The sequence below is a fragment of the Mucilaginibacter sp. SJ genome (assembly GCF_028993635.1).
Classification (GTDB): domain Bacteria; phylum Bacteroidota; class Bacteroidia; order Sphingobacteriales; family Sphingobacteriaceae; genus Mucilaginibacter.
This window is the reverse complement of sequence record NZ_CP118631.1, coordinates 949,357-976,338: the sequence shown is the minus strand read 5'-3', so window position 1 is coordinate 976,338 and position 26,982 is coordinate 949,357. Positions and strand designations below refer to the sequence as shown.

General features: G+C 41.8%; 25 protein-coding genes and 1 pseudogene. 18 read left to right on the top strand and 8 right to left on the bottom strand.

The genetic code is table 11. The features are described 5' to 3' along the window. Positions 1 to 90 precede the first annotated feature (90 nt). The 3 genes from MusilaSJ_RS03895 (at position 91) to MusilaSJ_RS03885 (ending at position 2,938) form a co-directional block, all read left to right on the top strand. A complete protein-coding gene (locus MusilaSJ_RS03895; protein ID WP_274988757.1) occupies positions 91 to 1,080 on the top strand; it encodes a D-alanine--D-alanine ligase in 990 nt (329 codons plus the stop codon). A 113-nt stretch (positions 1,081 to 1,193) separates the two neighbouring features. After that, positions 1,194 to 1,829, top strand: coding sequence for an ABC transporter ATP-binding protein (locus tag MusilaSJ_RS03890; RefSeq protein ID WP_274988756.1), 636 nt, complete (start codon positions 1,194 to 1,196; stop codon positions 1,827 to 1,829). Further along, a complete protein-coding gene (locus MusilaSJ_RS03885; RefSeq protein ID WP_274988755.1) occupies positions 1,829 to 2,938 on the top strand; it encodes a hypothetical protein in 1,110 nt (369 codons plus the stop codon). Before MusilaSJ_RS03890 ends, MusilaSJ_RS03885 begins: the two co-directional genes overlap by 1 nt. 4 nt (positions 2,939 to 2,942) lie before the next feature. Here the strand turns inward: MusilaSJ_RS03885 and prmC are convergent, their stop codons facing one another. Continuing rightward, a complete protein-coding gene (gene prmC, locus MusilaSJ_RS03880; RefSeq protein ID WP_274988754.1) occupies positions 2,943 to 3,812 on the bottom strand; it encodes a peptide chain release factor N(5)-glutamine methyltransferase in 870 nt (289 codons plus the stop codon). A 33-nt stretch (positions 3,813 to 3,845) separates the two neighbouring features. Here prmC and ribD point away from each other — a divergent pair, with 33 nt between their 5' ends. The 5 genes from ribD to bioB all read left to right on the top strand — a co-directional run bounded on the left by ribD (position 3,846) and on the right by bioB (position 9,069). Next, positions 3,846 to 4,901, top strand: coding sequence for a bifunctional diaminohydroxyphosphoribosylaminopyrimidine deaminase/5-amino-6-(5-phosphoribosylamino)uracil reductase RibD (gene ribD, locus MusilaSJ_RS03875; protein ID WP_274988753.1), 1,056 nt, complete (start codon positions 3,846 to 3,848; stop codon positions 4,899 to 4,901). A gap of 48 nt (positions 4,902 to 4,949) precedes the next feature. Next, complete coding sequence (locus MusilaSJ_RS03870; protein WP_274988752.1) at positions 4,950 to 5,780, top strand: EamA family transporter; 831 nt, start codon at positions 4,950 to 4,952, stop codon at positions 5,778 to 5,780. Between the two features lie 9 nt (positions 5,781 to 5,789). Beyond that, on the top strand, positions 5,790 to 6,404 hold the full coding sequence (locus MusilaSJ_RS03865) for an IMPACT family protein (protein ID WP_274988751.1): 615 nt from the start codon (positions 5,790 to 5,792) through the stop codon (positions 6,402 to 6,404). Between the two features lie 88 nt (positions 6,405 to 6,492). Continuing rightward, positions 6,493 to 7,845, top strand: a complete 1,353-nt coding sequence (gene mgtE / locus MusilaSJ_RS03860) for a magnesium transporter (protein ID WP_274988750.1) — start codon at positions 6,493 to 6,495, stop codon at positions 7,843 to 7,845. Positions 7,846 to 8,061: 216 nt separating this feature from the next. Further along, positions 8,062 to 9,069, top strand: a complete 1,008-nt coding sequence (bioB, locus tag MusilaSJ_RS03855) for a biotin synthase BioB (protein WP_274988749.1) — start codon at positions 8,062 to 8,064, stop codon at positions 9,067 to 9,069. A 93-nt stretch (positions 9,070 to 9,162) separates the two neighbouring features. Here bioB and MusilaSJ_RS03850 read toward each other — a convergent pair whose 3' ends face one another. Then, positions 9,163 to 9,654: a YajQ family cyclic di-GMP-binding protein gene (locus tag MusilaSJ_RS03850; protein WP_274988748.1), complete on the bottom strand. Its 492-nt coding sequence runs from the start codon at positions 9,652 to 9,654 to the stop codon at positions 9,163 to 9,165. Between the two features lie 193 nt (positions 9,655 to 9,847). On the opposite strand from MusilaSJ_RS03850, the gene ppk1 reads away from it, so the two are divergent. The 7 genes and pseudogenes from ppk1 to MusilaSJ_RS28060 all read left to right on the top strand — a co-directional run bounded on the left by ppk1 (position 9,848) and on the right by MusilaSJ_RS28060 (position 15,129). Next, positions 9,848 to 11,893 (top strand): polyphosphate kinase 1, encoded by a 2,046-nt coding sequence (gene ppk1, locus MusilaSJ_RS03845; RefSeq protein ID WP_274988747.1) that lies wholly within the window; start codon positions 9,848 to 9,850, stop codon positions 11,891 to 11,893. Positions 11,894 to 11,895: 2 nt separating this feature from the next. Continuing rightward, positions 11,896 to 12,774, top strand: a complete 879-nt coding sequence (locus MusilaSJ_RS03840) for a Ppx/GppA phosphatase family protein (RefSeq protein ID WP_090525907.1) — start codon at positions 11,896 to 11,898, stop codon at positions 12,772 to 12,774. A 173-nt stretch (positions 12,775 to 12,947) separates the two neighbouring features. Beyond that, positions 12,948 to 13,511: a UbiX family flavin prenyltransferase gene (locus MusilaSJ_RS03835; RefSeq protein ID WP_274988746.1), complete on the top strand. Its 564-nt coding sequence runs from the start codon at positions 12,948 to 12,950 to the stop codon at positions 13,509 to 13,511. A gap of 47 nt (positions 13,512 to 13,558) precedes the next feature. Then, positions 13,559 to 13,789 (top strand): annotated as a pseudogene (locus MusilaSJ_RS28065) (DUF6265 family protein); the annotation flags it as partial. Continuing rightward, positions 13,753 to 14,055, top strand: coding sequence for a DUF6265 family protein (locus tag MusilaSJ_RS03830; RefSeq protein WP_274988745.1), 303 nt, complete (start codon positions 13,753 to 13,755; stop codon positions 14,053 to 14,055). The pseudogene MusilaSJ_RS28065 and the gene MusilaSJ_RS03830, both read left to right, overlap by 37 nt. 179 nt (positions 14,056 to 14,234) lie before the next feature. Continuing rightward, a complete protein-coding gene (locus MusilaSJ_RS03825) occupies positions 14,235 to 14,906 on the top strand; it encodes a toxin-antitoxin system YwqK family antitoxin (protein ID WP_274988744.1) in 672 nt (223 codons plus the stop codon). After that, the gene (locus MusilaSJ_RS28060) at positions 14,860 to 15,129 is read left to right on the top strand and encodes an energy transducer TonB (RefSeq protein WP_446725141.1); all 270 of its coding nucleotides are present in this window, start codon (positions 14,860 to 14,862) and stop codon (positions 15,127 to 15,129) included. The genes MusilaSJ_RS03825 and MusilaSJ_RS28060 overlap by 47 nt, the downstream gene beginning before the upstream one ends. A gap of 29 nt (positions 15,130 to 15,158) precedes the next feature. Here the strand turns inward: MusilaSJ_RS28060 and MusilaSJ_RS03820 are convergent, their stop codons facing one another. Further along, positions 15,159 to 16,658 (bottom strand): malate:quinone oxidoreductase, encoded by a 1,500-nt coding sequence (locus MusilaSJ_RS03820; protein ID WP_274988743.1) that lies wholly within the window; start codon positions 16,656 to 16,658, stop codon positions 15,159 to 15,161. Between the two features lie 301 nt (positions 16,659 to 16,959). Between MusilaSJ_RS03820 and MusilaSJ_RS03815 the strand changes: the two genes are divergently transcribed. Continuing rightward, complete coding sequence (locus MusilaSJ_RS03815; protein ID WP_274988742.1) at positions 16,960 to 17,490, top strand: hypothetical protein; 531 nt, start codon at positions 16,960 to 16,962, stop codon at positions 17,488 to 17,490. An 18-nt stretch (positions 17,491 to 17,508) separates the two neighbouring features. Here the strand turns inward: MusilaSJ_RS03815 and MusilaSJ_RS03810 are convergent, their stop codons facing one another. Next, positions 17,509 to 21,813 carry a hybrid sensor histidine kinase/response regulator gene (locus MusilaSJ_RS03810; RefSeq protein WP_274988741.1) on the bottom strand — a complete coding sequence of 1,435 codons (4,305 nt, stop codon included), beginning with the start codon at positions 21,811 to 21,813 and terminating at the stop codon, positions 17,509 to 17,511. A gap of 173 nt (positions 21,814 to 21,986) precedes the next feature. On the opposite strand from MusilaSJ_RS03810, the gene MusilaSJ_RS03805 reads away from it, so the two are divergent. Continuing rightward, a complete protein-coding gene (locus tag MusilaSJ_RS03805) occupies positions 21,987 to 22,199 on the top strand; it encodes a VF530 family protein (RefSeq protein ID WP_274988740.1) in 213 nt (70 codons plus the stop codon). 287 nt (positions 22,200 to 22,486) lie between these two features. Here MusilaSJ_RS03805 and MusilaSJ_RS03800 read toward each other — a convergent pair whose 3' ends face one another. The 4 genes from MusilaSJ_RS03800 to MusilaSJ_RS03785 form a co-directional block, all read right to left on the bottom strand. After that, the gene (locus MusilaSJ_RS03800; protein ID WP_274988739.1) at positions 22,487 to 23,785 is read right to left on the bottom strand and encodes a DEAD/DEAH box helicase; all 1,299 of its coding nucleotides are present in this window, start codon (positions 23,783 to 23,785) and stop codon (positions 22,487 to 22,489) included. A gap of 407 nt (positions 23,786 to 24,192) precedes the next feature. After that, positions 24,193 to 25,005 carry a tRNA pseudouridine synthase A gene (locus MusilaSJ_RS03795; RefSeq protein WP_274988738.1) on the bottom strand — a complete coding sequence of 271 codons (813 nt, stop codon included), beginning with the start codon at positions 25,003 to 25,005 and terminating at the stop codon, positions 24,193 to 24,195. A 94-nt stretch (positions 25,006 to 25,099) separates the two neighbouring features. Further along, the gene (locus tag MusilaSJ_RS03790; protein WP_090525766.1) at positions 25,100 to 25,324 is read right to left on the bottom strand and encodes a CDGSH iron-sulfur domain-containing protein; all 225 of its coding nucleotides are present in this window, start codon (positions 25,322 to 25,324) and stop codon (positions 25,100 to 25,102) included. A 103-nt stretch (positions 25,325 to 25,427) separates the two neighbouring features. Then, a complete protein-coding gene (locus MusilaSJ_RS03785) occupies positions 25,428 to 25,655 on the bottom strand; it encodes a hypothetical protein (protein WP_274988737.1) in 228 nt (75 codons plus the stop codon). A gap of 148 nt (positions 25,656 to 25,803) precedes the next feature. Between MusilaSJ_RS03785 and MusilaSJ_RS03780 the strand changes: the two genes are divergently transcribed. After that, the gene (locus MusilaSJ_RS03780; RefSeq protein WP_274988736.1) at positions 25,804 to 26,835 is read left to right on the top strand and encodes an aldo/keto reductase; all 1,032 of its coding nucleotides are present in this window, start codon (positions 25,804 to 25,806) and stop codon (positions 26,833 to 26,835) included. Positions 26,836 to 26,982: the final 147 nt, after the last annotated feature.

Here is a 26,982-nt window from a genome sequence, read left to right as displayed (position 1 = left end):
ATATTTATTCTAATTTCGACTTCGAAATCAGGTCGCTTTCGTTGCTCCTGGAAATAAATTCGAAATCGAACATCCGAAATCCGAAATAAAATGAGTCTTAAAAATATTGCCCTTTTGGCCGGAGGTTTTACCGGCGAATATGAAGTATCCCTTAACAGCGCAAAAAATATCGCAGCTAACCTGGCGTCAAACAGCAACTATAAAGTTTATACTATATTAATTACCCGCGACAGGTGGTTTTTTGAAGCAGATGACGCGACAGTCGATGTTGACAAGAATGATTTTACCATCACCCTTAACCAGGAAAAAATAAAGTTCGACTTTGCCTTCATCACCATTCATGGCAGCCCCGGCGAGGATGGAAAGCTGCAGGGCTATTTTGATATGCTTGGCATCCCTTATAATACCTGCGATGCCACAACATCGGCCATTACCATGAACAAGGCTTATACCAAAGCTATCGTGAACGGGATCCATGGCTTGCATACCGCACATTCCATGCGGTTATTTGAGCGCGATGTGCATGATGTTGCCACCATAGCAGCTAATTTGAAATTTCCGTTGTTTGTTAAACCTAATAATGGCGGCAGTAGCGTGGGTATGAGCAAGGTGCAAAACATAGCCGGCCTGCCGGAAGCATTGAACAGGGCATTTCAGGAAGATGCCCAGGTGTTGGTGGAAGAATTTATTAAAGGCCGCGAGTTTAGTATTGGTATAGCCCGTTTACATGGCAAAATAAAAGTTTTGCCGGCTACGGAGATCATTACCTCGAAAGACTTTTTTGATTACGAGGCGAAATATACATCTGGCGTAACACAGGAAATAACTCCCGCCAACCTTTCGGCTGAAAAGGTTAAAGAAATTGGTGGGATAGTTACGGAGGTATATACGCGTCTTAACTGCCGAGGCATGGCAAGGATCGACTTTATTTTGCTGGAAGGCAGTAATGATTTTTATTTTATTGAGATCAACACCACACCAGGCCAGTCTGCCGCCAGTTTGATTCCGCAACAGGTACGTGCAGCAGGTATGGATGTAGGTGAGTTTTACAGTGCTTTGATTGAGGGAGCCGCGTTATAATTTCGGAATTGAGAATTTCGATTTCGGATTTGCTTAGATAATTACTTTCAGAGACGCGTTACAAGCGTCTCTTTTAGTGTAACAACAGGATCATTATACCGTCAAAACCAACGATGCTGCAGTTTCAAAATTTCACAAAATCATACGGTAATTACCCTGCTTTAAAAATTGAAAATCTTAGCCTTGAAACCGGCATTTATTGGATAAAAGGAGTAAACGGATCGGGTAAAAGCACCTTACTAAAATCCATTGCCGGAATCCTGGCGTTTGATGGCGACATTTTGCTTGATGAAAATATCAGCATAAAAAAGCAACCGGTGGCCTACCGTAAGCTTGTGAATTTTGCCGAAGCCGAACCGGTATTTCCGGATTTTTTAACGGGTACGGAAATGATCGCCCTGTTTACTGCTGCTAAAGGCGCGCCGGCCCGACAGAAGGAGCAGTATATTAAAAGCATGGGTATGCAAAGCTTCATCGACCGGCCGGTTGGTACTTACAGCAGCGGCATGATGAAAAAGCTTTCCCTGCTACTTGCCTTTTTAGGCAATCCCAAATTGATCCTGCTTGATGAACCTTTGATCACCATTGATACAGCCTCGTTGGCAATATTAAATACATGGATAAGGGAGAGGTATGAGCAGGAGGGAACCAGTTTTTTATTGTCATCGCACCAAATATTGGAAGACGGCTCACTACCCGTAACAGGCGAATTATTGGTTGAAGAGCAAACCCTAAAGTTTATCAGCTAATGAAACCACTAACCAATGTGTTGTTAAAGATTTTTGCAAATGGTTTTTTCCGGGTGCATGCCGGGATTTTGCTATTTATATTTTTGGCGATGGTTGGCGTAGTGCCGCCCCAATACTTAATGGGCTACCACAAAGCGCTGATGCTGGCTATGGATAGCAGTTCGGTTGTGATGATCCTGGTGTTTATAAGCTGGTTTATTTATGCCCTTAAAAGCTGGCATTACGTATCCGGGCAAATCTTTGCGTCCGGTCAACATTTTTTATTTTATAGCAGCAATGCCCTGAGCAAAGGGGAGCAAATAAAAAGCTGGTTTTGTGTACAGGCTGCTATATTATCGCCGGTAATATTGTATGCACTTATTGCTGTGGGTGTGGGTTTTTCCAATCAGTATTATTTATTTCCGGCTTGCATTTTACTGTATTTAATCGCCTTAACTTATTTAAGCGCAGTTATTTATACAAATCAAGTTGACGGACTTGTTGATGGCAGTGATCGATCAATATTATTAAAACTAAGCAGTAAATGGCGCAAACCTTATTTCAGCCTTTACATTTACCACCTGTTAGATAAGCGTAAGGTTCCATACCTCATTACCAAGGCGCTTTCCTGGCTTATCATCACCGGGGTGTTTTACGTGTTTGCTGATGTTAAAACTGATGTGCGTGTAGCCGGTATAGCAATCCTTGCTGTTATAACGGCACATATTGTATTGATATTTGAGGAAAGGAAATTTGAAGAGAACAGCCTTGGCTTTTCCCGCAATTTGCCCTATAGCAGGCCACAGCTATTTCTGAATTTTATAGGCGTCTATTTTCTTTTGCTTATCCCCGAAAGTATCTGGCTGTTCAGCAGGTTTAACCCGCTAATGGCTATTGAACTGCTGCTTGTCGGCTTAAGCGCTGCGATGCTGTTTCATTGCCTGCTTTACTGGTTCGGACTTAATATGGACAAGTACCTGCAATGGATCCTGGGTTTATTTATAGTATTGTTCTGGATCATTATGTTCAAGCTGCTTTGGGTGCTCATTCCTTTAAACTTAGGTATAGCTTACTGGCTGTTTTACAGTAACTATTACAAGTTTGAGGGCGTGGTAAGCGATAAGTTGTAACCTTTTAAAGCTGCGCTTTCACCATCCTGTCCCTGCCGCTCATATCTTTTCTTAACTCAATGTTTTTAAATCCTTTACCAGTTAATAGCTCAACAGTTTCATTGCCTAAATTTTCATTGATCTCGAAGAAAAGCAAGCCGCCGGCAATCAAATTACTAAGTGAAAAATCGGCTATGGCCCGGTAAAATATCAGCGGATCATGTTCTGGTACAAACAAAGCAGTATGTGGCTCAAAATCTGTAACATTACTATGCATCTGCTTTTTATCATCAAGCGTAACATAAGGAGGGTTGCTTACAATGATATTATATTGAGCCTTTTCTTTATTATGCTCAATATTTAAAATATCAGCCAGAATAAAATTAACTTCAACTTCATTTAATAAAGCATTTTCCTTAGCGGTTTCCAAAGCTCCTTCGGATATATCTATGGCAGAAACATCCGCGTCTGTCAAATTCTTTTTCAGGCTAATAGCAATACAGCCACTGCCCGTACCGATGTCCAGTACAGAAAACCTTTCGCCTTTCGCCTTTAACCTTTCACCTGCTCCAAAAAGAATCCATTCCACCAGTTCCTCAGTTTCCGGGCGCGGGATCAGCACACATGGGTTTACTTTAAATGGCAGGCCAAAAAACTCGGTGACACCAAAAATGTATTGAATGGGTTTGCCTGTTTTTAGTTCGGCAAGGATGTTTTTCGCCCGTTCCGATTGTTCAGCAGTTAACGCTCTTTCGGGGAATGCCTTAACAGATGCCCTTGATAAACCGGTAACTTTGGCAATAACAAACAGCGTAATAGCTTCGGTTTCATTAGTATCATAAATGCCATTTATCTGCTGCCTGTAATCTTCAAAAACATCCTTAATCGTAATCATGCAACAAAGTAACATAAAAGCTACTTTTGCAGCATGCTTGAACATGAAAAATATATGCGCCGTTGTTTGGAGCTTGCTCAATTGGGTGCAGGATACGTTAGCCCGAACCCTATGGTTGGCGCGGTAGTAGTTCACGATGGCAAAATAATAGGAGAGGGCTATCATCAGAAATACGGCCAGGCCCATGCCGAAGTTAACGCTATTGAACAGGTTACGCAAAGGTTTGATAACTATGCCCAACTGCTGAAAAACTCGATTATATATGTTTCATTAGAGCCTTGTGCGCATTATGGTAAAACGCCGCCCTGCGCCGATCTGATCATCAAACATCAAATCCCAGAAGTGATTGTTGGTTGCCGCGACCCATTTGCCCAGGTTGATGGCAAGGGTATTGAAAAATTGCAGGCAGCCGGTATTGAAGTAATAACCGGTGTGTTAGAACAGGAATGTCAATGGCTTAACCGCCGCTTTTTTACCAAGGTACAAAAGCACAGGCCATATATTATATTGAAGTGGGCACAAACCCTGGATGGCTTTTTTGCCCCGGCTGATGGCGGCCAGTTCTGGATCACTGGTCCCGAAGCAAAAAAACTGGTGCACAAATGGCGTAGTGAAGAAGATGCGATACTGGTTGGAAAAAACACTGTATTAAGCGACAATCCACAGTTAAACACCCGTTATTGGGATGGCCCATCACCCAAACGTGTGGTGATAGACCGAAGGCTGGAATTAAATAAAGGGTTGAATGTATTTGATCAGTCGGCCGAAACGTTAATATTTAACGAGGTTAAGTTTGATGTTGACGGCAAAAACAGGTATATAGCACTGGAAGATTTTGAACGCTTTGTGCCTCAATATATTTTATACCAGTTATACCTGCAGGATATCCAATCGGTTATTATTGAAGGCGGCGCGCGTACACTTGATGCTTTTATTGAGGCTGGCCTTTGGGATGAGGCACGGATATTTACCGGTGATAAAGTTTTGAACAAAGGCATAAAAGCACCGCAAATAACAGGTATACTTGCCGATGAATATCCTGTAGGCGCCGATCGCCTCCAATTGTTATACAATAAGCCGGTTATATAAATGCTGTTCGTTTTTTTAAGTATTTGTTGTAGTGTTATCGTTTCCATTTTGCTGAAACTGGCAAAACGCTACCATGTGGACGTTTACCAGGCCATTACCTGGAATTACTCTATGGCTATTCTGCTCACCTGGTTCTTTTTTAAACCACAGCTGAGTATTATTCAAAACGGGCCTGTTTATAATTACGTGGCTTTGGGGATTCTGTTCCCGGCAATATTTGTAATCATGGCAACGTCGGTACGCAAGGCTGGTATTGTTCGTACAGACGTAGCACAACGTTTATCCCTGTTTATACCCATACTGGCAGCATTTATTTTATTTGGCGAAGCCACGGGCACAATTAAAGCAATTGGCATTATACTGGCCTTCATTGCTATCATTTGCTCTATACCCTGGCAAAAATCTGTTGGCAATAAAGTTGAAAAGGGCTCATGGATTTACCTGTTAATTGTTTTCCTCGGTTTTGGCGTAATTGATGTATTGCTAAAACAGCTTACCAAGATAAATAATGTGCCTTTTACCACAGCCATTTTTGTCATCTTTATTATTGCGTTTGTATTAACCCTTGCTGGTTTGATTTACCAGGTATCCACAAAAAAGATGAAATTTTCATTGCCGCATATCCTCATCGGCTGGGTATTAGGGATAGCCAACTTTGGCAATATCCTGTTTTACTTAAAGGCGCACCAGGCGCTGGCGAACAGCCCTTCGGCAGTGTTTTCGTCGGTAAATATTGGCGTTATTGTGGTTGGTACGCTGGTTGGCATCTTTGTATTTAAAGAGAAGCTGAGCCTGCTTAATAAAATCGGCATAGCTATAGCGGTGCTGGCTATTATCATTATTTATTTCCCGCAAACATTGGGCTTCCTGCACCTGTAATATTTTTGAATGCTTTTTGACGATACTTATAAAACCATAGAAAACCCTGCCGAAGGTGTTTTTCGCGACCGCGGCAGCAAGTTTCTGGCCTACGCTTATCCCATCAATTCTGAAAATGACATCAAGGCAATAGTTGCCCGACTAAAATCAGAACACCCCAAGGCCAATCACCATTGCTGGGCTATGCGCTTAACTATCGACCGCTCGGTGTTCAGGGTTAATGATGACGGTGAGCCTTCAGGCACTGCCGGCAGACCAATCCTGAATACACTGCTGTCAAAAGACCTCACCAATATTTTGGTTGTGGTAGTCCGATATTTCGGCGGCACCTTATTAGGGGTTCCGGGGTTGATTAATGCTTATAAAGCAGCCACCGAAAATGCCTTAAACCAATCGGTTATTATTTCGAAAACTGTAAATGACGTATACACCATCTCGTTTGATTATCTGCAGATGAACGATATAATGCGGATCATTAAGGAAGAGAACCTCATCGTACTTAACCAGCAATTTGACAATGATTGCAGTATCCAGCTTTCTATTCGTAAAACGCAGGTTGAGCAGGCGCTTTTTAAATTAAACAAGGTGAGCGGCTCGCAGGTTAAATACAACCACAGCATCTAACGTTTCCATTACAATAGCCACTTTAGGCACTCTTTTTGTGTCCATTTAATTCCTTAATTGTGGTGTAATTGTTTTAATTTAGTCGGGTATGCAATCTTTTGATTTAGATAAAACCGACCTGCTCCGCATTAAAACAGCGCTCGAAGCCGATGATGCTGAGTTAGAGAAAGTTCTGAAGGAATACCACGCCTCGGAGATTGCTATACTATTTGAAAAACTTCAGCAGGAAGAAAAAGAAAGGATCATCAATATCCTCCCAGCCGACGTCGCTTCGGAAGTTTTATCGGAAATGGACGAAGAGCACGGCCCTGCAGAATTGCTTGTAAACCTCGATCCCGAAAAACGTACGGAGATAGTTGAAGAGCTTGACTATGATGATGCTACCGACATCATTTCCCAGTTGGATGAAGAACACCAGGAAGAGATCTTAGAAGACCTCGATCATGAAGATGCCAGCAGCATCCGGGCATTGATGACCTATGCCGAAGATACTGCCGGTGGTTTGATGAACTCCGAGATCATCAAGGTAAATATCAACATGGATAAAAAGGATGCGCTTGATGAGATCATCCGACAATCGGAAGAGATGGAAGAGTTTTATACCATCTGCGTGGTTGATAATGATGACATACTGAAAGGGATCCTCTCCATCAAAACAGTTATCAAGGCCCGCGCCGATGCCCGCATTAGCGACCTGGTAACTACCGATTTTGTTTACGTAAAAGCCGAACTTGACCAGGAAGAGGTAGCGCGTCTGATCAAGCAATATAACCTTACCAGTATCCCCGTTGTTGATGATCATATGAAACTGCTCGGGCGCGTTACAGTAGATGATATCATCGACGTAATGGAAGAGGAAAACACCGAGGACATCCTGAAGATCTCCGGTGTATCTGAAGATGAGGAACTGAGTGGTAACTGGCTGGAGGCAGTAAAAAGCCGTTTGCCATGGCTGGTGATCAACCTGGGCACAGCGTTCCTTGCTGCATCCATTATCCGGACATTTGATTCGACAGTTGCCAAACTTTCCATTATCTCGGCTTATATGACCATTATAGCAGGTATGGGCGGCAATGCTGCCACACAGGCATTGGCGGTAACTGTTAGGCGTATTTCATTAAGCGATCTTTCCGACAAACAAGCTTATAACACCGTATTAAAAGAGTTTTTAGTAGGCCTGATCAACGGCGCCGCCAATGGGCTCATCGTGTTTATAGTAGCGTTCTTTTACGATGCCAATCCGCTGCTTGGCCTGGTGTTGTTCTTAGCCATGACAGGCAACCTGATCATAGCAGGCTTAACAGGCGCTTCCATCCCGTTGATATTGAAAAGGGTAGGGATTGACCCTGCAGTAGCATCATCCATCATCATCACCACTTTTACCGATTGTATTGGTTTTTTATTACCGCTTTGGCTGGCTACCAAGCTTTTATTGAAGTAGTATATCCGCCGGTTGTCCCTGTCCCACGGCAATTTATAAGCGGTTAGCGTGGACACGAACCCCGGAAGGGCTAAGCTGCCAAATATTTAAAACCTTGTTATATAGTAAGTTTCTTTTTGAGGGCTGTCAAAATGTTATATTTATAAATAATCTTTGAATATTTGCGTGTTTACAATAACTTAATAACATTGTTGGGACGAATTTAATCTGAAACTGATGACAGAAGTTAGACATAACTGGACTAAAGAAGAAATAGCCGAAATATACCACACACCATTGCTTGATCTTGTATACAAGGCCGCTACGATCCACCGCGAGAATAAAGATTATGCAGAAGTGCAGATCAGTTCATTGATCTCGATAAAAACAGGCGGATGTTCTGAAGATTGCGCTTACTGCCCGCAGGCTGCCCGTTATAATACCGGTGTAAATGTACATGCCATAATGCCGAAAGATGAAGTAATTGCTGCTGCCGAAAAGGCAAAAGCCGGTGGCGCATCACGTTTGTGCATGGGTGCAGCCTGGCGCGAGGTTCGCGACAACCGCGATTTTGATAAGGTAATTGATATGGTTAAAGCGGTAAACGGCCTGGATATGGAAGTGTGCTGTACCCTTGGCATGCTTACCGAAAGCCAGGCACAACGTTTGGCCGATGCCGGTTTATATGCCTACAATCATAACCTTGATACATCCGAAGAAGATTACAAACGGATCATCACCACCCGTACCTATGATGAGCGCCTTAAAACGCTTGAGCATGTGCGCAAAGCTAAGATCACCGTATGCAGCGGCGGCATCATTGGCCTGGGTGAAACTGTGGAAGACAGGGTATCCATGCTCAAAACATTGTCGAACCTTCCTAAACACCCCGAATCAGTGCCTATTAACGCTTTAGTTCCGGTAGCAGGAACTCCGTTAGCCGATCAGCCCCGTGTTTCTGTTTGGGATATGGTTAGGATGGTAGCCACAACAAGGATCATTATGCCTAAAACCGTGGTCCGTTTATCTGCCGGTCGTACGGAGATGAGTACGGTTGAACAGGCTTTTTGTTTTATGGCAGGAGCTAATTCAATTTTTGCCGGCGAAAAGCTGCTTACCACGCCAAACCCATCATTTGATACCGATATGGCTATGTTTGAATTGCTTGGATTATCGCCGCGTAAAGCTTTCAAAAATGGCCGCCCTAATGAAGTTAATAAAGAAGAAGTTGAAGTTGCAGGTTAATAGCGCTTTCAGATAAAACAAAAGGAGCCGTGGCAAAATGCATGGCTCCTTTTGTTTTAATAGGATCTTTTACATTAATATCAGAGATTTCTATTAGTCTCTCATATTAATATATTGCAATGGCTGGCCAAAATCCTCGGAACGGCAAAGGCTGATAACAGATTGCAGGTCGTCAATCTTCTTTCCTTGCACCCGCACCTGGTCGTCCATGATGGAGGCTTGCACTTTAAGGCCGCTATCTTTAATTTTCTTTACTATCTTTTTAGCAGCTTCCTTATCTATACCTTCCCTGATCTTGATTTCCTTGCGGATCATGTTGCCCGATGCATATTGTTCTTTGCCAAAATCCAACGCTTTGGGATCAAGATGTTGTTTAACCATCCGGCTTATAATGCTGTCTTGTATGGCTTTAAGGCGCATATCGTTTTCAGTAACTATGGTAACCTGGTTTGTTTTTTTATCAAGGTCAATAGTACTTTTTGAATCGTTAAAGTCGTAACGGTTCAGGATCTCTTTTTTGGCGGTATTTATCGCGTTATCAAGCGTTTGCCCGTCTATTTTACTAACTATATCAAATGTTGGCATAAGTAGTGTGTTGGTTATAAATGTTTTGCAAAACTAATGTATTGTTAACATACAGCGCAATATTGCAACAAATTGTTTAATTTCTGCAATAAATAATGATAAATGAAAACAGGTTAATTCCTCATGAGTTAATATTAAGTTAACAAATAAATAAGCAGATTTGTAACATCTGGCTGTAAAGCGAGAAATTTTTATGGATAAACAGGTTCCCTTAATTAACAGAGAAATAAGCTGGCTATATTTTAACGATAGGGTTTTGCAGGAAGCGGCCGACCCAACCGTTCCCCTGATAGACCGGATTAGGTTCTTAGCTATATTTTCATCTAACCTCGACGAGTTTTACAGAGTGAGGGTTGCCACACTAAGCCGTTTAGCTGCACTTAATGAAAAATCGAAAGAGATACTTGGTTATAACCCTAAAAAGATCCTTAACCAGATCAAGAATATTGTAGTAAGGCAGGAACGTAAATTCAACAACCTGTACGAAAATATCATTGTTAAACAACTGGCCGAAGAAAAGATCTTTATCCTTAATGATAAACAGCTTAACGTAACCCGCGGTACTTTCGTGAAAAACTATTTCAGAGAGAAGCTGTTGGCCACGTTGGTGCCTATTATGCTTAATGACACCTTACCGCTGCCCGAGCTTAGGGATAGGGCCGTTTACTTTTTTGTAAAGCTTACCACCAATAAAAAAACGAGGTTTGCCCTTATTGAGTTCCCGGATAACCTTTCGCGTTTTGTTAAACTGCCCGATACCAATAACCTGAAGTTCATTATTTTGCTTGATGATATTATCAGGTACAGTTTGGAAGATATCTTTTTCATTTTTGAACATGATAGTATCGAGGCATATTCCATTCAGCTTACCCGCGATGCGGAGCTTGACCTGGATAAAGAAGTAAGTGAAAAATTTGTCGACTCACTGGCCAAGAGCCTCCAAAAGCGCAAAAAAGGTAAACCGATGCGGTTGCTGTATGACTCAGAGATGCCTATGGATATGCTGAAATACCTGGTAGGCAAAATGGGCCTGCATGGCGAAAGCCTGATCCCGGGTAACAGGTACCATAATTTCAAAAATTTTATTGCGTTCCCCAACGTTGGCGGCCCGGAGCTTGAGTATAGCAAATATATAGCACTGCCTGTGGCCGACCTTTCATTCGGTAAAAGCCTTATAGGGCTCATCGCCAAAAAGGATTACCTGGTAAGCACACCTTATCAATCGTATGATTACGTGATCCATTTTTTGCGAGAGGCCGCTATAGACCCTAAGGTAAAAGAGATCAGCATTGCTGTATATCGTTTGGCCGAAAACTCAAGAGTAGTCCATGCTTTGATCAATGCCGCTAAAAATGGTAAAAAGGTAAACTGCCTTGTAGAGTTAAGGGCCCGCTTTGATGAGCAAAATAATATTCACTGGAGTAACAGGCTTGAAGAGGAGGGGGTAACCGTACTCTATGGTGTTCCGGGTTATAAAGTACATTCAAAAATTTGCTTGGTAAGCCGTACCGAAAAAGGCAAGCAGGCTTATTACGCCTGTCTTTCAACCGGAAATTTCAACGAAAAAACAGCGCAGATCTACGCCGATCATACCTTGTTTACAGCTAATAAAAAAATCACTGATGACCTGGTGAACGTTTTCAAAGCTATCAACAAGGGATTATTACCCAAGGGGCTCAAAAGCCTAATCGTATCGCCAATTGATTCGCGGCCTGCAATTTACAGGCTAATAGATAACGAGATCAAAAACGCGAAAGCCGGCAAGCAGGCATATATGATCCTGAAGATGAACAGTCTTGCTGATGAAGATATGATCAACAAACTTTACCAGGCCAGCAATGCTGGGGTAAAGATCAAGATGATCATAAGGGGGATGTGCTGTTTAATAGCAGGAGTGAAGGGCTACAGCGAAAATATAGAGGTGATCAGTATTGTAGATAAATATCTTGAGCACGCCCGGGTGCATATTTATTGCAATGGCGGCAAGGAGCTCATCTACCTTACATCGGCCGATTTCATGACCCGAAATATTGACAACCGTGTTGAAGTTGGCTTCCCGATATATGATGAAAAGCTGCAGCAGGAGATAAGGGATATCATTGATATCCAGCTTGAGGATAACACCAAAGCCCGTGAGATCAACAGTCAGAATACCAATAAATACCACAAAACAAATTCGCCCGAAAGCCACAGGGCGCAAATTGAAATATATAATTATTTAAAAAATAAAACGAAATAGCTTTGAGATACGCTGCCATTGACATAGGTTCAAACGCCGTGAGGCTGTTAATTGCCGACATAATTCAAAACACCGGATCGGTGTCGTTCAAAAAAAATACCTTGATCCGTGTTCCGTTGCGCTTGGGAGACGATGCTTTTATACAGCAGCATATATCTGAGAAAAAAACGACAGAGCTGGTTAAATCAATGGTTGCTTTTCGTAACCTGATGGATGTTTATAAGGTTACCGATTATTTAGCCTGTGCAACATCGGCCATGCGTGAAGCCAAAAACGGGGAAGATGTTGTGAAACTGATTAAGGATGAGGCTAATATCGATATTGAAATTGTACATGGATCTAAAGAAGCCAGTATCATTTATGCCAGTCATGCCGAGCAAAACATCGATAAAAGCAAAAACTACCTTTATATCGATGTAGGCGGCGGCAGTACAGAGCTTTCGCTGTTTTCGGCAGGGGAGCTGATCGTTTCGCGTTCGTTTAACATTGGCACCATCCGCATTCTGGATAACCAGGACACCGAAGAAACCTGGAACGAAATGAAGGATTTTGTGCGCGATAATACCCGTAACTTTAAGCAATTATCGGGTATAGGTACCGGCGGCAACATTAATAAACTGTTCAGGCTATCCGAAGAAAAAGAAGATATGCCGCTAACTTTCGCTAAACTAAGATCATTATATACCTACCTAAGCTCGTTTTCATTAAAAGACAGGATCAACGTGCTTGGCCTAAACCAGGACAGGGCCGATGTAATTATTCCTGCCTGTGAAATTTACCTTACGGTAATGAAAAATGCAAACATCAAAAACATATATGTACCCAGGGTAGGTATGGTTGATGGAATTATCCAAACTTTAATAGAAAAAAATATTCAATAAACAGGTTAAAATTATTTTAACAAATTGTTTAATAATTTAAAAAGTGTTATTATATTTGTAGTGCCCTCTCAAGGGCATGTTTTTCATAGGTAGATGTAGGGTCGGGTACAAGTTATTCGACCCTTTTTTGTGCCCCTAACTTTTTGTGTGTTTGGGTTGTTGAAGGAGTAATTATGAAGAAAAAGATAGTTGTTGCTATTACGGGCGCCAGTGGTTCAATATATGCCAGTCTGCTGCTAAAAAAACTAACCCAATTACAGGATCAATTTGCCGAAGTCGGCGTTGTTATGTCAGATAATGCCAAAGATGTTTGGAAATTTGAACTCGACAACGAGGATTACACTCAGCTTCCCTTTAAATTTTATGCTAAAAATGATTTCATGGCACCCTTTGCTTCGGGCTCGGCAAAGTTTGATACCATGGTAATTGTGCCATGCTCTATGGGAACGCTTGGAAGAATAGCAGGAGGGATCTCCGACGACCTGATCACCCGCGCAGCCGACGTGGTCCTTAAAGAACGCCGTAAGCTGGTTTTGGTGGCCCGAGATACCCCGCTTAACCTGATCCATATCCGTAATATGGCTACGGTTACCGAAGCCGGCGGCATCATCTGCCCGGCAATACCGTCTTATTACAGCAAACCGCAAACTATTGAAGAACTGGCCATGACTGTGGTGAACCGTGTTATTGATCTGATTGGATTGGAAAGCAAAAGCTACGAGTGGAAAGGGATGTAGCACAGCGGTACTAACTACGGGCTACGAATTATTGCTAAATTCATATCATGAACTTAAAATATATTCTTTCGGCGTTCATCTGCTTTGTATTTATTTCTGCAGATTGCCTTGCGCAAGTAACCAAAGCTAAAATTAGTCAACTGGCTTTCATGACTGGTACATGGATGCAAAAACATGCCTGGGGCGATATGGAAGAATTTTGGGGCGAGCCGATGGGTGACAGCATGTCAGCAGTTTCAGAGTGGTTAAAGATGGTAAAGTCGCATTTTATGAGTTTGTTGTTATTGAAGAACAAAATCAGGTACCGGTTTTTAAGATGCGCCATTTTAACCGTGGCAGCATTGGTTGGGAAGAGAAAGATAAGCCCCTTTTATTTTACCTGGTTAATATCGAAAAAAATAAAGCTGATTTTGAGCTGAAAGATAAATCTGTCCATATCACTTACCAGTTAATTGCACCCGATAAACTGGATGTAATCCTTATTGAAAAGGATAAAGAAGGCAAATTGAAAAAAGATATATTTAACTATTCGCGAAAGAAATAACTTTCCTGATCTTCCTATCAAAAAACGATTTTGAAACTCAAATTTCATTGCTATCTTAACCTGATTTTTTAATAGGATTTGTACCTGAACCCATGCGTAAAGTAGTTCCCCTATTACTAATAGCGATTGTCCTTTGTACCAAACGTGTAAGCGCACAACGCGACACTATAATGGCTTACATGAAGAATTTTGTTGCTGCACCATGGCTGCTTTCAGCAGCTAAAATAACCAGTAGTAAAGATAGTGCCAACTTTATTCGCATGGTAAGCAGCCCCGACATCAGCACTGATAAGCTTGCTTTTCCCGTAAATGATTATTATTTAAATGGAAATCCAAAACTTCAAGGTTATTCAAATAATGGTTTTGTTGAAGCGCAGTTACAAGGCGCTTGTATCGAATACTTTCCTAACGGCAAAAGAAAATGCATTAGTAATTACGATAAGGGACGCCTTTCAGGTGACATAACCAAATACTTCCCCAATGGCCAATTTTATTTGTCTGGAGTTTATAAAAAAGACACCTTAATAATAAATAAATGTTGCGACTCAACAGGGCGGGTATTGGCAGAGGATGGTAACGGGACCTTAGTACTTTATTCTGATGGCTTTAAAAATATGATTGGCTCCGGCCCAATAAAAGGAGGCCTGAAGGACGGTATATGGAAAGGAACTTTAAATGACACCCTAAGCTACGATGCTACTTATAAAAATGGGAACGTTATTGCGGGAACAAGTTATGCCAAAAGTGGAAATAAATACTTATTCAATAAAGAATATACTGCCCCGGACTTCGCAGGAGGGCTAAATAAATTGGGAAGCTATCTTTGCAAAAAACATAAGATACCCAAGTGAAGCACTATACAAAAACATACAGGGAATTGCGTATATCACTTTTTTGGTTGACCGTAAAGGCTTTTTGAATGACATACATCCGGTGCAAGGAAATGAAATGCTGGCTGAAGAAGCGCTACGTGTAGTCCGATTATCCCCGCCCTGGCAGCCTGCTACAAGTTACGGAATTACCGTTGAAGTAATACACACAGTACCAATTAGTTTTTCAATAGCAAGGGAATAATAAAGTATATTCCCCAATTTAAATAACTACTACACCAATCCCAGCGCTTTACTTGTCCTCGCTCTTGTCTCATCGGCTAATATTTCATTGTTAGCCAATGACACACCGTATGAAGGGATCATCTGTTTGAATTTTTGCTGCCAGGCCTCCGTTTTGACATGGTTTTTAAAACAGCGCTCGATAAGCTGGATCATAATAGGTACCGAAGTAGATGCGCCCGGTGAGGCGCCTAACAAGGCTGAGATACTGCCATCAGCAGAAGTAACCACCTCTGTGCCAAACTCCAGCACACCAGTGTGTTTGGCGTCCTTTTTTATAACTTGTACACGCTGACCGGCTATGTCCAGATCCCAATCTTCGGCTTTGGCCGTCGGCATGTAATCTTTAAGGGCACTAAGCCTGTCGGCAGGCGATTGCATAACCTGAGAGATGAGGTACTTGGTTAAAGGCCAGTTATCGCGCCCTACAGCAAGCAGGGGAAGTATATTGTTTAGTTTAATAGAGCCAAAAAGATCAAGCAATGATCCTTTTTTTAGGAAGCGGGTTGAAAAACCTGCATATGGGCCAAAAAGTAAAGCCCGTTTACCATCAATCATCCGGGTATCCAGGTGAGGAACCGACATTGGCGGCGAACCAACCGATGCTTTACCATAAACTTTGGCTTCGTGTTGTTTTACCACATCGGGGTTGTTACATACCAGCCACTGGCCGCTTACCGGGAAACCGCCAAAGCCCTTACTTTCAGGGATCCCTGATTTTTGCAGCAGGGGCAAGGCACCACCACCGGCACCAACAAAAACAAATTTAGCATTCAGTTTTCTTTTATTGCCAGTGTTTTTATCTTTTACCGTAATTTTCCAGGTACCGTCGGCATTGCGTTTAATATCCCTTACATCATGATTAAGGCTTATGTTTACGCCCCCTTTTTGTTTAAGCTCGTCTATAAGCGCACTGGTAAGACTGCCAAAGTTAACATCCGTACCAATATCCATAAACGTTGCCGATACTTTTTCATCAGGATCGCGGCCTTCCATCACCAGCGGGATCCATTTCTTTATCTGAGCTTTATCCTCCGAGTATTCCATCCCTTTAAAAAAGTGATGTTTGGTAAGGGCCTGCTGACGTTTTTTTAGATATTCAACGTTTTCTTCGCCCCAAACAAAGCTCATGTGCGGGACTTTACGGATAAAACTTTGCGGGTTATTTAAAAGGCCCTGTTCAATAAGATAAGCCCAAAACTCTTTACTGGTTTCAAACTGCTCGGCAATTTTAATAGCTTTTTTTATCTCAACGCTACCATCGGGAAGCTGGGGGGTGTAATTTAATTCACAAAATGCCGAGTGGCCGGTACCTGCATTGTTCATCGGGGCCGAGCTTTCGGCAGCGATAACATCCAGGCGTTCAAAAATTTCAATCGTCAGATCGGGCTGCAGCTCTTTAAGCATTACACCAAGGGTGGCGCTCATAATACCTGCGCCAATTAAAACCACATCAACTGTTAAATTTGAACCTGTACCGCTATTAGTCATTTTATTATGATATCCTGCATATGCCGCAGTGTTATTTATAACAAGGTAAACCCCGTTTTTTTAAAATTGTTATGATGGTTTAAGTCCTGCCGCTAATTAACCGGCCCGGCAAAATAAATCAGGCAATTTTAAGAAATTTTTATAGAAAAACTGTCCTTTACCTGTCCATTAAATGCAATAAAATCTATGTTTAAATTGTTTAAACTCAATTTATAGATTAATACCGCATTTGGTATATCAAAACACAATAACACAAAACGGCTAAAATGATGTATATAAGTTAAGAGCTAATTTATAAACCATGATTCTGTTTAAACCATGTATTTGTTTTTGTGCTTTGGCGATGACCATATTTGCCTGCAAACAAAACAAGCCCAAACCTGTATCAAAGGATATTTCAAAAACAACAGTTACCGTAGCAGGTAAAAAAGATAGCGTGATCAATAATCCGCGCAAAAAATATGGAGAGGCAACGGTGGGCGATCCATGCGTAAAATGTTTGCTTGCAGTTATTCAGGATAGTAAAAGCTACAAAGAAAATACCAATGGTATTTCGCCGCAAAGCATAAATTATACCATTAACTGGGTAAAAGCGTCGGCCCCGGCATTAACGCCGGACACGAGTAACAAAACCAACGGTATAAGGGTTGATGTAAAAAAGGACGAAGATGGTGAAGACACACGTTTATGCTCATATATTTATAATAATACCAGCGGTACCATGTACGTGCTCAATAACCAAAATAAATATCAGCATGAAGTGTCAAGCATAACACCTGCCATTCTAAAAAAAATCCGCAATAGTTGTTACTGGGGTGTGGCATCCCAATAGCAACTATTGCTTTCAACGCTATGCATACTTGCCCTTTGCATTTTTTATCATTTTGTAAGCGCCCTTTAAAACGTTGATCAGTGCTTCGGTTTTCATGGGCTTGGCAATATAATCGTCCATGCCTTCACTTATACACATATCCCGGTCGTCGGGGCCGGCATTAGCGGTCATAGCAATGATAAAAGGCTGCTTAAAAGCATATTGACGAATGTAGCGGGTTGCCTCAAAACCGTCCATCTCGGGCATTTGTACATCCATGAAAATTACGTCGAAGGTTGGATCGGCTTTTAACTTATCGAGCGTTTGATATCCGTTATGGGCCAGTTCAAAACTGTAGCCAAGCTTCTCCAACATGCGGCTAATGAGCTTTTGATTAACCGTGTTATCTTCTGCTACAAGTATGCTGAGAGGGTGCTCTTTTGCAAAATTTACATCAAGCAATTTATCCGGCTTTATTTCAGGAGCCGGCGCCTGTTTTTTTCCCTGGAACTCGGCCTGTAAGCTTTTACCCAATTGCGATTGTTTTACAGGTTTGGTTAAAATAGTTGAAAATAAGCCCGGATATTTTTTCTTTGAACCATCACCTATGGAACTGAGCATAATTACCGGCAGCTCTGTATAATTGCTCTTGATTTCCCGGGCCAATCCTACACCATCCATCTCAGGCATTTCCATATCGGTTATAACCAGGTTAAACCCATTATTGGCAGTAAGGATCTCAAGCGCCTGCCTGCCCGAGGCCGCCGCCACCGTTTGGATTCCCCATTGTTCGAGCTGCGTTTGCAGGATAAAGCGGTTCGTTTTATTATCATCAATAATAAGCACCTTTTTGCCCTCAAGCTCTTCGGCATTAAAAACAATAGGTACATGTTTCGACTGCTTGTTGCTGATAGTTGTTTTTATGGTGAATACAAAAACAGATCCCTCTCCATAAACACTTTCAGCCCATATTTCGCCCCCCATTAAGTTTACCAGGCGCTGGCTGATCACAAGGCCAAGCCCGGTGCCTCCATATTTGCGCGTGGTTGATGAATCAACCTGCGAAAAAGCATTAAACAAGGTTGTCAATTTATCCTCTGGGATCCCTATACCGGTATCCATCACACTAAAACCAATCTCAATTTCCTTATCGCCAATATTCTTGGATAAAAATACTTTAATAAATACTTCGCCGCGCTCGGTAAACTTAAGTGCATTGCCGGTTAAATTAGTGAGCACCTGTTTTAATCTCAAACTATCACCAATAACCTGCCGGGGCAGGGCGGGGTCAATCTGGTAAACCAACTCCAGTTCGCGTTTGGCTGCATTTTGTGAAAAGATATCCATCACCTCTTCAATACATTGGCGCAGGTCGAAATCTTCCTGCTCCATTTCCATCTTCCCTGATTCGATTTTGGAAAAATCAAGGATATCATTGATCACATTTACCAAACTATCTCCGCAGGAAATAATGGTATCTGTATAATCACGCTGCTCGGCATTCAGTTCGGTTTCACCCAACAGCGAGGCCATGCCAATAACGCCGTTCATGGGCGTCCTGATCTCATGGCTCATGGTAGCTAAAAATATGCTTTTGGCCTGGTTAGCTTTATCGGCTTCCTCCCGGGCCTCACGTTCCTGTTCTTTTTGCAGTTGCAGCTCTTCCGACTGGGAAAGCAGTTCTTCGTTCAAAGCCTGTAACTCTTCTGACTGATTTTGGAGTTCGGCATTTAAGGTCTGCAGATTTTCGGATTGTGTTTTCAACTCTTCCGATTGTTGCATTACCTCGGCGGTACGTTCGCTAACCTGCTTTTCAAGCAGGTTTTTTTGTTTCACTATGGCATTTACTTTATAGCGATAAAATGCATAAATGGCCGTAACAATCAGCACGATCAGCAAACTGATAAACCACCAGGTAAGCCAGAAAGGCGGCAGCACAGTTACATTCAGGCTTACCTGCCGGATAGACCATTTACCATCGGCGCTGCGGCTTTTCACCCTGAATACATAATTTCCGGCCGGCAGATTGGTATACGTGGCCGTGTTTTTATTGCCTACATAATTCCATGCTTTATCAAAGCCGTCGAGTAGATAAGCATACGTTCCCTTGTTGCTTAGGGCAAAGTCCATAGATACATATGCAAACGATATAACCGATTGATCATGCGTTAAGGTTATTGATTTAGTTTCAGAAATATCTTCTTTCAGGGGCGAAGGATCATCGCTGTTTTGAGCTACGCGGATAGATTTGTTATAAATCTGAAAATCGGTAAGTACCAGTGGAGGGTTATATATATTTTCATGGATGCTTTCGGGATTAAACATATTAAACCCGTTAACCCCGCCAAAGTACATGGTGCCATCATGACTTTTTACAGCCGAGTGAGGTTTAAACTCGTCGGCCTGTAAACCATCCTCAATAGTAAAATTCCTGAATTGGTTAGTTTTAGGATTGTATTTGGAAATGCCTTTATTGGTACTGATCCATAAATTACCGCTATTATCTTCTTCAACCGCGTACGCGTAATCATTGGGAAGGCCATCCTTTGCTTTAAAATTTGTAACCTTACCGGAAGCAGGATTTAAGCGATAGATACCGCCGTAAGTGCAGATCCAGATATTACCCAGGTGATCTTCAAAAAGGTCAAGCGCTGTGTTGTTGCCTACCGCGCTGTTCAGTTTTTCGTATTGCACCGGTTTAAATGAATCAGTTGCAGCATCATACAGGTTTACGCCTCCATCATTAGTGCCCACCCAAAGGTTACCTTTTGAATCGCCAAGCAGTGAATTGATGTTATCACTGCTTATGCTTTTGGGGTTGCTGGGATCATGACGGTAATGAATAAACCTGTTGGTTTTAGGGTCAAATAAATCAAGCCCTGTCCCAAGCGTGCCAAACCATAGTTTTCCATCAAGTGTTTTAGTGATGGCGTAAATGTTATTCCCACCTATACTTGTACTGTCATCCGGATTGTGTTTAAATGTTCTGAACCTGCGGGTTTGAGGGTTCATCATGCTTACCCCATCGCCCCAGGTGCCAATCCACAGGTTATTTTTGGCGTCTTCCTGTATAGCCAAAACATAATTGCCGCAAATACTGGCGTTGTCATTTTTGTTGTTTTTATAAACCTTAAACTCACCCTTTTCCGGGTTGAAAAGATTAAGGCCGCCGCCATCAGTGCCTTGCCATATGTTATTATTTTTGTCTTCGTAAATACTTAATACAAAGTTGTTTGATAAACTATTTAGCTGCGCGCTGTGCTTGTAGTGTATAAAGTTTTCGCTTGTTTTTTTATAAAAGTTAAGTCCTGATGCAAATGCAGCGATCCATATATTCCCACTTTTATCTTTCAGGATCACATCAACCGAGTTGTTAGCAATGCTGCTGTTATCTACATCATCCTCAAAGTGGTTGTTAAATTTTCCCTCGGCAAAATTAAAAATACTTAACCCACCGTTTTCCGTACCTATCCATAAGTTATGATTACTGTCTTCAACCAGGCATTGTACCGTATTGTACGAAAGTGAATTATTATTGCGCGGATCATTCTTATAATGAGTAAAAGTTTGGGTTGCCGGATTAAACAAGTTAAGGCCCCCGTCACTCACGCCAACCCATAAACGATGATCGCTATCTTCCAAAATAACATTGACCCTATTGGCTGATATAGAAGAAGAGATGCTTTCGTCATGAACAAAGCGGGTAAAATTATTGCTTTGGGGCTTATAAAGATTTAGTCCGCCATAGGTTGTACCTACCCATAGCTTATTTTGGCTGTCTACATAAACTGTGCGGACATTGTTGTCGCTTAAACTTGTTGTATCAGCTGCATTATACCGGTAATGGGTAAACTTTTTTTTAGCGATATTAAACTGATCAAGACCTTCTTTTTGATTCGAGATCCACAGATTGCCGCTTTTATCAAGCGCTATCTTAACTAAAATATCGCTCGCAATTGAATTGGTATTGTTTCGATTATGGCGATAATGGATAAAACGATCAAGCTTACGGTCGTACATGTTTAAACCGCCACCGCTGGTCGAGATCCACAGGTTTCCGTTTTTGTCCTCAAGTACATCCTGAACAAAGCTGTTGCTGATACTGTTAGTATCGGTAATGATGCTTTTAAAAACTTTGAATTTGTTACCGTCATAACGGTTAAGACCGTCGCGAGTGCCCACCCATATAAAGCCGCGGCTGTCCTGCATAATGCAATTGATGTTTAACTCAGAAAGCCCTTCACGGCTGCCGATATGCTGAAAATGAATGGGGCGGTTTTGTGAGAACACGCATAACGAAATAGCTTGCAACAATAAAACAAGATAACACTTATAGCTATTCATTAAAATATTTTTGGGCAAATTGAAGAAGTGGTTTAACCGTGCATGATTGGTAGCATTAAATTTAATAAAATTTACCTTTTATTAAAAATCAGCTAATATCATTTACTATTTAAACGGGAGGGCAACAAATTTTGTTATACCATTTTAACAAAACAAACATTTACTTTTGCCATATGCAGCAACAGCCTAATAACCCCTTACATGGCAAAACCCTTGAGATGATCCTTAATGAACTGGTAGCTCACTTTGGCTGGAAAGAACTGGGCAAACGGATCCGGATCAATTGTTTTAACGATGATCCAAGTATAAAATCAAGCCTCAAATTTTTAAGAAAAACCGATTGGGCAAGGAAAAAGGTAGAAGAGTTGTATTTGGAGATAGTGTGATATTCACAGGAACGCGTCATGTTGAACCTGTTTCAACATCCCACTTGCTAAGCGACCATGCTGAGCAAGTCGTCTGCCGTGCCGAAACAAATCACTCATGAGATGTTTAAAACGGGTGTCATGCTGAGCCCAGTCGAAGCATGGTGGGCAGGCCTCTGCGCGCGACCCTTCGACAGGCTCAGGGTGACAGCCCCTCTTTTTGTTTGATGTCATTTTACCTTCGCAGATTCCAACTTTTTATTACTCAGCATGATGTAAGGGCGATGGTGATGCCATGGTACAGCCTTTTATCCATGCTTTTTCTTTTTATTCATTTTAGCCTTGGTACTGGCGCTTAAATTATAAGTTTTGGCATTTGATGCCTTTTTTTCGTGAAAAGCTTCACCTACACCTGCGGGTTTAACGTCTTCCTTAGCATCCGCTTTTTTAGGCTTCGACTCGGTTACTATCACCAGGTCATCCGGCAGCTCGGCTACAGGAATTTTATTCCCTATCATCTGCTCAATCTTTTTCACCTGGCTTAACTCAATATCAGTAACAAATGTCATTGCCAGCGTTTCTTCCTTATCGTCAGGATTAGGATTTGCCACACGGCTAATAAACAGTTCATTATCTGCAGGCAAATCAAAATGGATCAGGAAGGGGATACCGCTCAGGTTAAGGTTTTCGTCACTTTCGTTAGTCACGATCAGGATCCTTGCACCCGCTTCGGCTTTAAATTCTTCAATGGTCTTGAACCCTTTTGAGTCGAAAAACTTGGGGTTTAAATATGCTACACCGGTACGTAAACGGCTTTTAAGGCTTTGAAAAAGCTTTTCGGCAGTCGTTTGGGTGTTTACAAATACAATGGTTTTAGTAAACAGCTCTTCATCATACATGAATAAATTGAGCAGGTTTAGCTTGGTGCCAAAGTTTGGTACGTTATATAAAAGCTGCTCATGGGTTTCAATAGCCGTTTCGCTCAGTTCATCAACCTCAATTGTAGCCGGTTGCCTCATGAACGGATCAAGCATTTTTTCAAGTTTGGCGTGCATCACCTCGGTAAACACCAGGTGCTGGCCCTTGTCGATACTGTTAGCCAGTTCAACAACCGGCAATTGCAAGCCTTTTTTTACTATCTGATCGGCATCATCTATCACCAGCAAATCAACCTTATTTAAATTTAAAGCCAGTTTAAGATAGATGGCCCTCGCCCTGTCGGGAGTGGCTACAACAATGTCGGCGCCATCGGCAAGGTCGTCCATTTGGCTTTCAAAGCCTGGGGTAACATATAAACCAACTATGCGGATAGATTTATTTTTGTTAAGCCTGTCAAATTGTTCTATAACAGCAAATACATTTTCTTTTTCGGGCACGAGGATCAATACACGCGGAACACCTTCCGGAGCATAGTTAAAGCGGTTTAATACACCTAATACGTAAGAGGTGGTTTTACCGCTGCCTTCCGGGCCAATAGCAATAACATCCTGCCCGCCAATTATCCGGTTGATGGTTTTAAGCTGAAGCTCTTTAGGGTTTGCAAAACCGGCTTCATTTACCGAACGCAATAATTGTTTGTTAAGCTTCAATTTATCAGACCACGCCATCAGGATACTTATTAAAATTTAAAATGAGGGTGCAAAAGTACCAAATTAACGCGTTATATTTTTAAAAATCAGCAGATAAGGCGGGGAACCGCATCTAAATATTTAGCGGCGACGATTTGTTATAAGATCGCTAACATTATAATGTTATGATCTTGATGAGCAATCAGTATCAAATGATACTTGTTTTAGGGCCTGATCGCGGTTAATGTTCCTGGATTCATCTGTACCTGCTTTTGCCGATAACCAGCACAAACATTCGGACATGTTTAAGTGCTCGAAAATATCAGTTTAGTGTAACCCTTGCTTTGACTTAAATATCTGATTATTAGATATTTGTAAATGTCATATTTAAAAAGTGTTAACCCTGTTAACCCCCATTTGTATGTGTTTGCCATGGCAAATAAATGTTATAGGGGGTACCAGCCTGTACTGTTGAGCAGTGAAAATGCCGACCGCGGTTCAAGGTCAAGGTAACGATAAGTCACTTTGGAAAGGTATAAACCCTGAGGGTGAGCAGGGATAATGATTTTGGGCGGTTGTTTGTTGGCGATATAGAACTCAAATTCATCGGTGCTCATCTGTCCTTTGCCGATTTCAAGTAACCGGCCTACAATGATCCTGATCATCCTATATAAAAAACGATTGGCAGTAATATTAAACCTCAGCTTATCACCTTTGTCATCAATGTAAAGCCCTACCGATTTTACCTGACAAATAGTGTGTTCAACCCTGTCGGGGGTTTTACATAACGCGTGGAAGTCGGTGTAATGAGGCAGGATGGAAACAGCTTTTTTCATTGCATTCAAGTCAAGATCCTGATCCGGATAAAGTGAACTGAAGTTACTAAGAAATGGATCTTTATAATTATGGATGAAATAATCATAGGTGCGCAATACGCCGTCAAAACGGGCATGTGGATCTCCCTGCATCGGGATGATATCAAATACAGCAATATCATCCGGCAGCAATTTGTTAAGGCGAAATAACAGGTCGAAATCCAAATTGTCAGGAATATCCGCGTGAAAAAAATACTGACTTGCATGTACTTTGGCATCTGTACGGCCACAACCGTTAATGGCAACTGGTTGTTTCAGTATTTTAGAGAGGGCCGTTTCAATCACCTCCTGCACTGTAATTGCTTTAGAAAGTTTTTGCCAGCCGGAATACCTGGCGCCATGATAACCTATATGAAAAAAGTGCCGCCTTGTTGATTTAAGCATAGTTTTCAAAAATGCAGATTATTTTAAAAATCGCGTACAAAACAAAAGCCCAATGTAATTAAACACCGGGCTTTATGTATATTAAAACAATTGTTTACACTTTTTTGGGCGGAAGATCAAATGCGATAGCATTATGTTCAAAATGACCTTTGTGAGAACCGTCGCAAAATGGTTTGTTTGCCGATAAGCCGCAACGGCAAATAGAAACTACAGTACGGCCCTGTAAACCGTAAGCGTTGCCTTGCATATCAACTATTTCAAAATCGCCTTCTATTTTAACCGAACCGTTATTATTAATGGTAAGTTTAGTTTTCTCCATGTGTTAAATTTTGGCCAAAGTTAAAACTTGGCATGTCGCTAAAATTGTTTATTTGTTATTTAGAAGTGTTCCTGATTGGACGAAACACGGGAGAGCGGATTAATTAGTTGAATGACTGGTTAAATGCAACAAGCACCTGCAAAAAAACATCCCTATCGAGTGCAAAGGAGGAAGGCTGTTCGGGTTTTAACGGTCTGCCATTTTTTATTCTAAGCGGGAATAAGGCAATAAAATCACGAATGCTGATCTCATATCTTAACATAGGATCGCGGTGATGGATTTCTTCCAGCCTCATCTCAAAAATGGAAACGCTTAGCGGGTCTACAATCATTACCCAAAACTAATATTTGTTTATTTGTATGCAATGAAACAGCACTCATAAATGACAAACTTATGATGTGTGAAAATCCACCGGGCAATCCATTCCGCATAAATTTGTGATAGAGGCTGCGGCCTTTTACATCATAAAACATTAAACTATGGAATACAGACAATTAGGCGCATCTGGTTTGCGGGTGCCGGTATTAAGTTTCGGTACAGCCACATTTGGTGGTGGTAATGAGTTTTTTAAAGCATGGGGCAATACTCAGATTGATGAGGCAAAAAAACTGGTTAATATCTGCCTTGATGCAGGTGTTAACTTATTTGATACCGCAAACGTTTATTCGCACGGTATTTCTGAAGAAATATTAGGTAAAGCCCTGGAAGGCCTCCGCAATGAAGTACTGATTTCAACCAAAGCCACGTTTACTATGGGGCAGGGCGTTAATGATTATGGTTCATCTCGCTATCACCTGATCAAATCGGCCGAAGACAGTCTTCGTCGTTTAAATACCGATAGAATAGATATTTATCATATGCACGGCTTTGATGCCAATACCCCGGTTGAAGAAACACTAAGGGCTTTGGACGATCTGGTTACCAGCGGTAAAGTGCGTTATATTGCCTGCTCCAATTTTTCGGGCTGGCATTTAATGAAATCACTGTCGGTGTCTGAAAGATATGGATGGAGCCGATATGTGGCCCATCAGGCTTATTACTCCCTGCTTAACCGCGAGTTTGAATGGGAGCTAATGCCGTTAGGCATCGATCAGAAAGTAAGCACTATTGTTTGGAGCCCGCTGTCGTCGGGCCAGCTAAGCGGCAAGTTCAGGCGGGGACAGCCAATTCCCGAAAATTCAAGAACAGTGCAGGGCGGCGCCCATGGCCCGGCTACAAATTTTGATCACTTATATAACATTGTTGATGCCCTTGATGAAGTTGCCGAAGAAACGGGCAAGTCAGTTGCCCAGGTAGCATTGAACTGGTTACTGCAAAGGCCTACTATTGCCAACCTGGTAATTGGCGCACGTAACGAAGAACAGCTTAAGCAAAACCTTGGCGCAATAGGATGGAATTTGACGGTTGAGCAGGCAAAAAAATTGGATGCCGCCAGCGAGGTAGACCCAATATATCCATACTGGCATCAGCGTCAGAACTTAAAGCTGGTGCCGCTGCCAATACAATATTAAAAGCATTAACAGGAAAGCTTACGTAAAACTACGTAAGCTTTCCTGTTAAATCCCGTAACAGTACGCTGTTATAGTTGTAATGATTGCTTTAGCTTTGCTTTTGAAGGTAATGAAATATCCATTATTACGATATCTAAACCTTATCAC

Excerpts from the sequence above, each read along its gene's own strand:
- MusilaSJ_RS03895 (WP_274988757.1), top strand. The coding sequence starts at position 91 with ATGAGTCTTAAAAATATTGCCCTTTTGGCCGGAGGTTTTACCGGCGAA.
- MusilaSJ_RS03890 (WP_274988756.1), top strand. The coding sequence starts at position 1,194 with ATGCTGCAGTTTCAAAATTTCACAAAATCATACGGTAATTACCCTGCT.
- MusilaSJ_RS03885 (WP_274988755.1), top strand. The coding sequence starts at position 1,829 with ATGAAACCACTAACCAATGTGTTGTTAAAGATTTTTGCAAATGGTTTT.
- prmC (WP_274988754.1), bottom strand. The coding sequence starts at position 3,812 with ATGATTACGATTAAGGATGTTTTTGAAGATTACAGGCAGCAGATAAAT.
- ribD (WP_274988753.1), top strand. The coding sequence starts at position 3,846 with ATGCTTGAACATGAAAAATATATGCGCCGTTGTTTGGAGCTTGCTCAA.
- MusilaSJ_RS03865 (WP_274988751.1), top strand. The coding sequence starts at position 5,790 with ATGCTTTTTGACGATACTTATAAAACCATAGAAAACCCTGCCGAAGGT.
- mgtE (WP_274988750.1), top strand. The coding sequence starts at position 6,493 with ATGCAATCTTTTGATTTAGATAAAACCGACCTGCTCCGCATTAAAACA.
- bioB (WP_274988749.1), top strand. The coding sequence starts at position 8,062 with ATGACAGAAGTTAGACATAACTGGACTAAAGAAGAAATAGCCGAAATA.
- MusilaSJ_RS03850 (WP_274988748.1), bottom strand. The coding sequence starts at position 9,654 with ATGCCAACATTTGATATAGTTAGTAAAATAGACGGGCAAACGCTTGAT.
- ppk1 (WP_274988747.1), top strand. The coding sequence starts at position 9,848 with ATGGATAAACAGGTTCCCTTAATTAACAGAGAAATAAGCTGGCTATAT.
- MusilaSJ_RS03835 (WP_274988746.1), top strand. The coding sequence starts at position 12,948 with ATGAAGAAAAAGATAGTTGTTGCTATTACGGGCGCCAGTGGTTCAATA.
- MusilaSJ_RS03825 (WP_274988744.1), top strand. The coding sequence starts at position 14,235 with ATGAAGAATTTTGTTGCTGCACCATGGCTGCTTTCAGCAGCTAAAATA.
- MusilaSJ_RS03820 (WP_274988743.1), bottom strand. The coding sequence starts at position 16,658 with ATGACTAATAGCGGTACAGGTTCAAATTTAACAGTTGATGTGGTTTTA.
- MusilaSJ_RS03815 (WP_274988742.1), top strand. The coding sequence starts at position 16,960 with ATGATTCTGTTTAAACCATGTATTTGTTTTTGTGCTTTGGCGATGACC.
- MusilaSJ_RS03810 (WP_274988741.1), bottom strand. The coding sequence starts at position 21,813 with ATGAATAGCTATAAGTGTTATCTTGTTTTATTGTTGCAAGCTATTTCG.
- MusilaSJ_RS03805 (WP_274988740.1), top strand. The coding sequence starts at position 21,987 with ATGCAGCAACAGCCTAATAACCCCTTACATGGCAAAACCCTTGAGATG.
- MusilaSJ_RS03800 (WP_274988739.1), bottom strand. The coding sequence starts at position 23,785 with ATGGCGTGGTCTGATAAATTGAAGCTTAACAAACAATTATTGCGTTCG.
- MusilaSJ_RS03795 (WP_274988738.1), bottom strand. The coding sequence starts at position 25,005 with ATGCTTAAATCAACAAGGCGGCACTTTTTTCATATAGGTTATCATGGC.
- MusilaSJ_RS03790 (WP_090525766.1), bottom strand. The coding sequence starts at position 25,324 with ATGGAGAAAACTAAACTTACCATTAATAATAACGGTTCGGTTAAAATA.
- MusilaSJ_RS03785 (WP_274988737.1), bottom strand. The coding sequence starts at position 25,655 with ATGATTGTAGACCCGCTAAGCGTTTCCATTTTTGAGATGAGGCTGGAA.
- MusilaSJ_RS03780 (WP_274988736.1), top strand. The coding sequence starts at position 25,804 with ATGGAATACAGACAATTAGGCGCATCTGGTTTGCGGGTGCCGGTATTA.